General features: G+C 39.4%; 8 protein-coding genes and 1 pseudogene. 4 read left to right on the forward strand and 5 right to left on the reverse strand.

Translation table 11 applies throughout. From position 1 onward, the window contains the following. The first annotated feature begins 130 nt into the window (after positions 1–130). Genes WB217_RS03840 through WB217_RS03850 form a run of 3 tightly spaced genes read left to right on the forward strand, consistent with a single transcriptional unit; the run spans position 131 to position 3,198 of the window. Positions 131–2,455: an AAA family ATPase gene (locus WB217_RS03840; RefSeq protein WP_423990803.1), complete on the forward strand. Its 2,325-nt coding sequence runs from the start codon at positions 131–133 to the stop codon at positions 2,453–2,455. 2 nt (positions 2,456–2,457) lie between these two features. Then, positions 2,458–2,901 (forward strand): acyl-CoA thioesterase, encoded by a 444-nt coding sequence (locus WB217_RS03845; protein ID WP_423990805.1) that lies wholly within the window; start codon positions 2,458–2,460, stop codon positions 2,899–2,901. Then, entirely contained in the window at positions 2,902–3,198 is a 297-nt protein-coding gene (locus WB217_RS03850; RefSeq protein ID WP_423990807.1) for a hypothetical protein, read from the forward strand. Positions 3,199–3,230: 32 nt separating this feature from the next. Here WB217_RS03850 and WB217_RS03855 read toward each other — a convergent pair whose 3' ends face one another. From WB217_RS03855 to plsY, 5 genes are all read right to left on the reverse strand, one after another. Continuing rightward, the gene (locus WB217_RS03855; RefSeq protein WP_423990809.1) at positions 3,231–3,524 is read right to left on the reverse strand and encodes a HesB/YadR/YfhF family protein; all 294 of its coding nucleotides are present in this window, start codon (positions 3,522–3,524) and stop codon (positions 3,231–3,233) included. A 99-nt stretch (positions 3,525–3,623) separates the two neighbouring features. Further along, positions 3,624–4,793 carry a CapA family protein gene (locus WB217_RS03860; protein WP_423990811.1) on the reverse strand — a complete coding sequence of 390 codons (1,170 nt, stop codon included), beginning with the start codon at positions 4,791–4,793 and terminating at the stop codon, positions 3,624–3,626. Between the two features lie 512 nt (positions 4,794–5,305). Beyond that, positions 5,306–5,488 (reverse strand): hypothetical protein, encoded by a 183-nt coding sequence (locus tag WB217_RS03865; protein WP_423990813.1) that lies wholly within the window; start codon positions 5,486–5,488, stop codon positions 5,306–5,308. A 116-nt stretch (positions 5,489–5,604) separates the two neighbouring features. Then, entirely contained in the window at positions 5,605–6,591 is a 987-nt protein-coding gene (locus WB217_RS03870; protein WP_423990815.1) for a two-component system sensor histidine kinase NtrB, read from the reverse strand. Between the two features lie 316 nt (positions 6,592–6,907). Continuing rightward, positions 6,908–7,492, reverse strand: a complete 585-nt coding sequence (gene plsY / locus WB217_RS03875; protein WP_423990817.1) for a glycerol-3-phosphate 1-O-acyltransferase PlsY — start codon at positions 7,490–7,492, stop codon at positions 6,908–6,910. A 191-nt stretch (positions 7,493–7,683) separates the two neighbouring features. Between plsY and WB217_RS03880 the strand changes: the two are divergent. Next, a pseudogene (locus WB217_RS03880) lies at positions 7,684–8,549 on the forward strand (phospholipase); the annotation flags it as partial.

Below are 8,549 nucleotides of genomic sequence, written 5' to 3' on the forward strand. Positions count from 1 at the left end.
ACATTGCAAAGCACATCCATTAAAGTAGGTGTGCTCATAAAGACCTGCCCTTTAAATAGGCGGGTCTTTTTCCGTTTATATGAAAATGTGATAAGATACGAATTGTATACTAAAAAAAGAAGTGATATTAATGGAACAACATAAAAAAGACCTCCCATTAGATGAAAAATTGAATTTATGGGAACAGGAATTAGAGGAAAATGGTTACATACGTGATGAAGCGGCTTTGATAACAGTTATCAGGAATTTGACTAATAGCAATCAAAGCTTATCTTTATCAAGCGTCCTTGCCTATGCTGCCCAATCAAGATCGAACCGGAACGGATATGATTCGCTCGTTCTTGAATGGCTGAAAAAGGCAATTGAGGCCAATCCTGCCAATACCAAGGCAAAGAATTTGCTTGCTAGCAATCAGTGGAAAAATAAGGGACATATCTTTGATCAGCTTGTTTATCCGCGGATTAGGGAAACGGACAATCGAGCCCTGAAAAAGAAAACTGCTGAGCAGTATATTAATATCTCACAGCAATTCTTATCTTCAGCAGAAGATGAACTAGCTGATTTGAAAAGTCCTTTTTTAGAGCCAGGGACTTCAGTCGAGGAAAAATTCAATAAGTTGATTGATTTATTAGAAAAAGCGATTGATGAAACCGCAGCGCTTTTAAAGGCGACAGAACTATATGAAGAATCGGTTACTGGTGTTTTCCATACAGCGGTCCATTATGAGGAAATCAAGGTAAGGCTGAAAAATTTAGATGAAATAAAACTTTTATGGGAAGCAGAATTCGCTGACCGGTTACAGGGAACGAGCCAGGGTGACATCGACCCTCTGACGGAACTAAATAAGATGGTAGGCTTGAAATCAGTAAAAGAACGGGTCAATGATTTTTACCGATTTTTACAATTTCAGCAGAAGCGAAAAGAACTTGGACTGAATGCAAAGGACGATCAAAGTCTTAATATGGTTTTGACCGGAAATCCAGGTACAGGGAAGACATCTTTGGCAAGGCTGCTTGCAAAAATCTATCATCAGCTCGGTGTATTGCCGCGTGAGGATATTATTGAGGCAGACCGGTCACAGCTCGTCGGCGCTTATGTTGGACAAACTGAGGAAAATGTCCGTAAATTTGTAGAACAAGCCCTCGGAGGAGTATTATTCATCGATGAAGCCTATAGCCTGAAGCGAGAAGGACAGACAGGGAATGATTATGGACAGACAGCAATCGACACTCTTGTTTCGTTGATGACAAGCGCTGAATATGGTGGCAAATTCGCTGTCATTCTGGCAGGGTATCCCGAAGAAATGCGGCAGTTTTTAGATGCGAATCCTGGTTTAAGAAGCCGTTTCCCTCAGCCTAACCTCATTCATCTTCCCGACTATTCAAACGATGAGTTAATGCAGATTGCAGAACAGGCATCGAGGGATAATGATTTTGCCATGACGGAAGAAGCAAAAGTAGAACTTAAGGATCGGATTGAGAAGGAACGAGTAGATGATACCTTTGGGAATGCTCGGACAGTTCGAAATCTAATTCTGGAGGCCATTTTTAAAAAAGGTGCCCGGCCGGTTGATGAAACGGATTTCTCCGCTTACACTCTGTTGGAAAAAGAGGATTTTGAATCAGCTCCAGCAACAAATACTGATAAACCGCTAGACAGGCTCGAGGCACTTGTAGGGCTGGACAATGTAAAAGCTGAGGTGACTACCCTAATTTCCTTTGTAAGAATGCAGCAGCTAAGGAAAGAAAAAGGACTTCCTGGTGTGCCAGTTCAGCTTCATTCAGTATTCACCGGGAATCCCGGGACTGGAAAAACAACTGTTGCAAAAATATATGCAGAGCTCCTAAAGGAGTGCGGTATGCTTAAGCGTGGGCACTTAATTGTCAGCAGCCGTGCAGATTTTGTTGCAGGGTATGTGGGTCAAACAGCGATAAAAACAAAGAAAAAAATCCGGGAAGCACTTGGCGGCGTCCTCTTCATCGACGAGGCGTATTCTTTGCTGGGGCAAACTTCAGGTGACTTTGGTAAAGAAGTAATTGATACACTGGTCGATGAGATGACTCGCCATAATGAAAATCTTGTCGTCATTCTCGCAGGGTATCCCGCTGAAATGGAGCTTTTGCTTGAAAGCAACCCGGGACTCCGTTCCAGATTCAAGAAATTTTTCCACTTCCCAGATTATACAGCTGAGGAAATGCTAGAAATAATAAGGAATTACGCAGAGAAGTATCAGTATAAATTCGCAGAAAATGTTGTCCCATTTTTATCAGCTGAGCTTTCAGAAGCTAATATTAATGGTAATGGCAGATTTGCTACAAATTTAGTTGATGAAGCCATCCAGGCACAGGCTTATAGGCTGATGGGAACCAGCAATGGACAAAATCTGGATGAAAATGCTTTATATTTAGAGAAAAGCGACTTTGAAGCAGCACTAAATAAGGTAAAAGGGGAATAAGGATGCACATTTCTTCTAGAGAAATCGAGGTACGTTATGCAGAGACTGACCAGATGGGAGTCGTATACCACGCAAATTATTTAATCTGGATGGAGCTAGGAAGAACTCAGCTGATCAAGGAATTAGGCTTTAATTATGCTGAAATGGAGAAGGATGGTATCATCTCACCAGTCATCGATATCCAGGCTTCATATAAAAAACCGTTAAGATATGGACAAACTGCTACGATTAAAACATGGGTGGACGAATACGATGGCTTCCGCTCTGTCTATAAGTATGAAGTTTATAACGAGGAAGGTGAGCTTGCCCTTATAGGCAGCTCAAGGCATGTGCTAGTGAAAAGGGAAAATTTCAGGCCGGTCTCGTTAAAAAGAACTTATCCCGACTGGCATGAAGCTTATATGAGTGCGAGAAGACAGCCGGAAGAAGAAAGCGAGAAGGTCTAATTGGCTTTTGGAATAAAGCGGGAAGAACTCAAGATCTGGAAAGAGAAAGTAAAAAGAGGGGAAATCGCCTTCCTAACTCACTACTGGATAGATGACCGGTTTCCAGGCTGCTCAACGGTGACAAAGGTCGGCTGCAGAGATGTTCAAAAACTTGCTGAATGGGGCAGGAAATATGGTTTGAGGCCAGAATGGATTGACGACAGAAAAGTTGATTACCCTCATTTTGATCTATTCGGGAATACTCAGGCAGACGTACTAAAAAATGAAGGGCTGGAAAATAAGCTCCTAAACAAATAATAATATGAAGGCAGGCGCATAATGCGTCTGCCTTAGTCTTTTACAAACTTAAATTCTGGCTCCTGGCCGACTGGATGAAAATCTACTATTAAGTCATGACCGTCAAAATACCAGATATCTTTTTCTTCAATATAATAAGTTACACCGTTTTTCTCCGTTTTAATTCCGGTGTGGTCCGGTTCTTCCTTGGAGACACCTAATGAAAAGCCTTTTTGAACTGTACTGAAACCGCCATACCTGACAAAGAATCGAAGGTACTCTCCGGCAGAAAGGTCCATCTCCTTCTCATACCAGGCTGCAGCATCATCTTTGATTGTAATTTTCATATTGTTCTCCTTCCTTTGCCAATAAAAGCATTATAACACAGGCGATGCCTGGCCCATCATTTAATGCTTTTGCGCATCATGGGCCAGGCACCTGCTTTGTTATTTTTTTATGAACTGGTACATATGATTCATGATTTCTGTATATTTATTTTTTGCATCTGCCAATCCGAATTTGTCGGCTTCATTGAGTGGTACAACCTGATAGTCTCTCTGCCTGCTGCTTGAAACAAAAGTAGGCATAAACTCAGGATTTCCCAATACTATTTCCGTACTTCCCGGAGTTACTTTCTTTGTTATTTCTATTGTGGCGAGTCCGCCAATATCTTTATAATCCCACATTTGCCCGGAGAGAAAATTGCCAAGGGAGTATACGACCAAAGCTTTTCTTCCATCGGCTGCTGTCAGCCAATCCATAGGCTGCAAAACATGCGGATGATGCCCAAAAATGATATCTACACCTGCGTCAACGAGGAATTGAGCCAAATCTTTCTGCTCATCCGTTGGAAATCGCTGATATTCATTTCCCCAGTGAACACTCATAACCACAATATCAGATTGATCTTTTGCTCGTCTGATTTCAAGCTTCATCATTTCTCTGTCAATCAGGTTCACCAAATGATCTTTGCCTAAAGGAACGGGAATCCCATTCGTTCCATAAGTGTAGGACAAATAGCAAACCTTGATTCCATTTTTATTTAAAATTCGCAGCTTGTGCTGGTCTTCTTCATCCTTAAAAGAACCAACATAGGGAAGTCCTGCATCTTCCATGTGACTGATCGATTTAAGAACTCCTTTTTCAGATTTATCGAGTGCATGATTATTGGCATTAGAGACTATATCCACCCCAGCGTCAAGCAGGGCATCTCCTACCTCCACAGGGCTATTAAAGCTTGGATAGCTCGATACACCTAGTTCAACTCCGCCAAGAATCGTTTCTTGATTTGCAAGGAGCAGGTCAGGCTCCAAAAGATGATTTTTAACATTGCTAAACATCGGTTTAAAATCATAGCTGTTGTTTGAATAAGCATCTTCATATACAGTGTCGTGAATTAAAATGTCGCCAATGGCTCCTAATTTCACTTTCTCTATATAGGATTTACCAGATACCTCAAAGCTTCTTTCACTATGCGCTTTTTGGCTTTTCACTTGCACATTTGGCTCTTTCGCTTCGACATGTTGATACATTTGGAACATTAAACTTGTGGCTATGATTCCCAAGCCGGCAAAAATAGACAATCCGTAAGCAGTTTTTCTATTCTTTTTTCTCATGACGCACTCCCCGGTAAAAAACTGAGGCATTTTTATTTTTTTAGCCTCTATGGATAATATATTATAAGTACTAGGCGAAATGTATAGATTTAGGTATAATTTTCGCATTTTTGTCATAATTCGATGTTATTTGTCCAACTAAATGTGGAAATCCAAAATTAAAAGGAGGTGGGTTACCTTGTTTGAAATTAGCGAGAGCGCATATCAAATTCTGCAAAATGCTATCAAAAAGGAATGTGATGTTGGAGAAAAGCTTTTTGTGAGGCTTACTATGGGAATCGGCTGAGGCGGACCCCAGCTCAAGGTGGCTCTGGAGGAGCAACCATTAACGAACGATACAGTATTCACATTCAATGACGTTCCAATTTTAATTCATGAAGAGGATTATGTTTATTTCAATCAAACAAAACTTGATTATATTAAAGATGTTTTCGGGAGAGGAAAGTTTACTCTTATAAAAAAATAAACGCGGGCACCAAGCGAGGTATCCGCGTAATCCATTTATTGTGTTATCAATCTGTGTTTTCCAAGAAGTCCAACAGCTCATCCAGGTTGTTAATTTTAATAACTGAATCCTTCTTGTTCATATCTTGTAAATCAGTAATGAATTCCACCACGAAATCATTTGGCGGCATTACCTCAGCAGTGGTTGTTGTGAATATATAATGGTCCGTAGACATAAGTACTTCTTCCATTCTAACCGCCTTCTTTCCAGGAGTTCTTATTTACATTTTATCAATTATACTCAAGTCAATCCTCAGGTTAATTTGACAATATTTCGACTAATGCAAAAGGGAAGCCTCCCCAAAATTCAGATTGCAGGGAGCTCAAATGAAAACCTTGTTCTTCCAAACTTGGATTTTGCTTTAAGCCTGCCTCCATGCTCCTCGATGATTTGCTTACAAATGACTAAGCCAATTCCGGTCCCATTTTCTTTTGTTGTATAAAATGGAGTGAAGATTTTTGCTGCTTCAGTTTCTGATAAGCCAGCTCCATTATCAATTACGCTGAATTTCGCATAACCATCAAACATATTAACAGCTATCGTAATTTCACCCTGATTAACATCACTTTCCTCAATCGCTTCAAAAGCATTTTTCAGGAGATTCAAAGCCACCTGTTTTAATTGTTTTTCATCTGCCCATACGAAAACATCATCATCTGGAACCTTGACTGTCAACTCAATTTCCTTCAGTAGTGCTTCACTTGCAAAAAGGCTGCCGATTGTTTTAGATATAGAGATTAAGGAAATCTTGTTTCTTTCTGAAGATCCAGGTTTGAAAATGGATAAAAATTCGCTAAGCAAACCATTCGCTCGATTAATTTCTTCTAAAGCAACATCGGCAAATTCCGATTTCCCAAGGTTCTGGAATTCAGGCTTTAATAGCTGAATAAACCCCTTAATTGTAGTCAGAGGGTTTCTGATTTCATGCGCGAGTCCTGCTGCTAATTTGCTTGCAGAGGCAGCTTGATAATCATTTTTCACAGCCTCAAATTTACTATTTAACTGCTGGAGCATCTGCTGCTTACTAAGAATCTCTTTATCTAGCCTGTCACACTCCTGTTTTAAACAAGCCTTTTTTTCTTTTAAATCAGCTAGGTCCAAGTGAGTTTGCTGAAAATATAAAGATCCGGAATATGTAAATGATTTGCTTGGTTTACTGCTTGGTACTGATTTTTTTGGTGCAGACTTGTTATTTATTGAAACAGGAGGATGAATCAACATTTCATGTTTTGCGCTTTTAATTTCGTGCTTAATATTCTCAGTAAGCCATAAGCTTCTATATGAATTTTGCATGATATCACTTCTCTTCTAAAAAATATTGGATCATAACTTTGTATAAAGGCATCCTTGTGCAGAATATCAATACGTCTATACATTTAATTTGGGTTACCTAATTTCGATATCTTTCGAATTTATATGACATTTGTATTTAAATTATACCAGCTTTTTAGATTTGTTTGTAATAAAGAACAAAAATATTTCTTATATAGAACTAACTTGTTAGGCAATAAAAGGGGATGAACATACTTTTCTTGGCCAAACATGAAAGCATTAGGCATAGTCCACAAATAAAAAGCCGGCAAACCATATGGGTTGCCGGCATTCTACTTTATAACCATTTAATTTTTGGTTCAGTTTTATTTCGTATGCGGGAAATATTTGCCCGGTGCCTGTAAATGACGAAAAATGCAAGAACAGCCACAACAACAATCAGTGGAACATCCCTGGTAAAAAGGGCGTAAATAAAGGTTGCAATCGCTGTTAGAATGGAGGATAAGGAAACATATTTTGTGATGTACAGACTGATAAAAAAGAATAAGAGCATGAACAAAAATAATAAAGGTGCATATGCAAGCAGGATACCACCTGAGGTCGCAACTGCCTTGCCACCGCGAAAACCTGCAAATATTGGATACATATGGCCAATTACTGCAAAGACACCAACTGCAAGCATATGCATGTCAGCTTCAAAAATAACTGGTAAGAATGCTGCCAGAGTACCCTTTAATACATCAGCAATACTGACTGCAAGTCCAGCTTTTACTCCCAAAGTACGAAAAGTATTGGTTCCTCCTAAATTCCCGCTGCCATGTTCACGAATGTCTTTCCCAAAAAACAGCTTGCCTACAATTAAGCCGGATGGTATCGATCCAAGCAAATAAGCCAGGACAATAATAATTGCGTTTAATGCCATGAAATATTCTCCTTTAAAGATTTTAAGGTTCTTTTATTTTACCATGTTCTATTAAAAACTCCATGCAAATCTTTAATATAGACTGTTTTTGCATGATTGTTGCTTTTCAAAGAGCTATGGGGTGCTAGGTAAGTTTATAACTCACTTAAATAGTAAATAAGTATAGTATTAAAATTAAGGAGTACTCTCATATGGGGATGGCTAAAAAATTATTTAAAAGCAAAAAGATGCTGATTCTGCTCATACTGGCAATAATTGTTGGAGTGACAGTCTACCATAATACACATAAGGAACTGCCCGAGGGACTTTCTTATGAAGGTAAGATCCATAACGTCAAGGATGTCCGGTTTTTATATGATTTAACCTACACAGATGAAAATGGCGAAAAAAAATTCGAACAGGATATTTTTGATACAGTCCTAAAAAGAATTGGAGAAGCTGAGGAATTTATCGTTTTGGATATGTTCCTGTTCAATGATTACTATAAAAAGGATATGGGCTATCCAGAAATCAGCGAAAACATTAGTGAAAAATTGATTGCCCAAAAAAAGAAGCATAAGAATTTGAAAGTTGTCTTTATTACAGATGAAATCAATCTTACCTATGGATCCCATAAATCTGATACCCTGAAGGAACTACGGGAAAATGGCATTGAGGTGATCTTCACTAAACTTGATCCGTTACGTGATTCAAATCCATTATACACTGGCATTTGGAGGGTATTCTTTCAATGGTTTGGCCAGTCAGGGGAAGGCTGGATCCCGAATCCGATGGCCAAAAACGCACCTGATGTAACTTTAAGGTCGTATCTTGAATTGCTGAACTTGAAAGCAAATCACCGAAAAATCTTTGTAACTGAAAAAACGGCGATCGTTGCCTCTGCAAATCCGCATGATGCCAGCGGATTTCACTCTAATATCGCATTTGAAACGAGCGGAAATGTCATTGGGGACATTTTGGAGTCAGAGCAGGCAGTGTCTGATTTTTCAGGCGGGGGCAAACTCCCTGAGTTTTCTGCTGCTAAGGAAACGGGCAAAATAAAGGTACAGGTTATGAC

Origin of the sequence: Mesobacillus sp. (assembly GCF_049588175.1) — a bacterium.
Classification (GTDB): domain Bacteria; phylum Bacillota; class Bacilli; order Bacillales; family Cytobacillaceae; genus Mesobacillus.

Bases quoted from the DNA above. Each gene is read 5' to 3' on its own strand.
- WB217_RS03840 (WP_423990803.1), top strand. From the start codon at position 131: ATGGAACAACATAAAAAAGACCTCCCATTAGATGAAAAATTGAATTTA.
- WB217_RS03845 (WP_423990805.1), top strand. From the start codon at position 2,458: ATGCACATTTCTTCTAGAGAAATCGAGGTACGTTATGCAGAGACTGAC.
- WB217_RS03855 (WP_423990809.1), bottom strand. From the start codon at position 3,524: ATGAAAATTACAATCAAAGATGATGCTGCAGCCTGGTATGAGAAGGAG.
- WB217_RS03860 (WP_423990811.1), bottom strand. From the start codon at position 4,793: ATGAGAAAAAAGAATAGAAAAACTGCTTACGGATTGTCTATTTTTGCC.
- WB217_RS03865 (WP_423990813.1), bottom strand. From the start codon at position 5,488: ATGGAAGAAGTACTTATGTCTACGGACCATTATATATTCACAACAACC.
- WB217_RS03870 (WP_423990815.1), bottom strand. From the start codon at position 6,591: ATGCAAAATTCATATAGAAGCTTATGGCTTACTGAGAATATTAAGCAC.
- plsY (WP_423990817.1), bottom strand. From the start codon at position 7,492: ATGGCATTAAACGCAATTATTATTGTCCTGGCTTATTTGCTTGGATCG.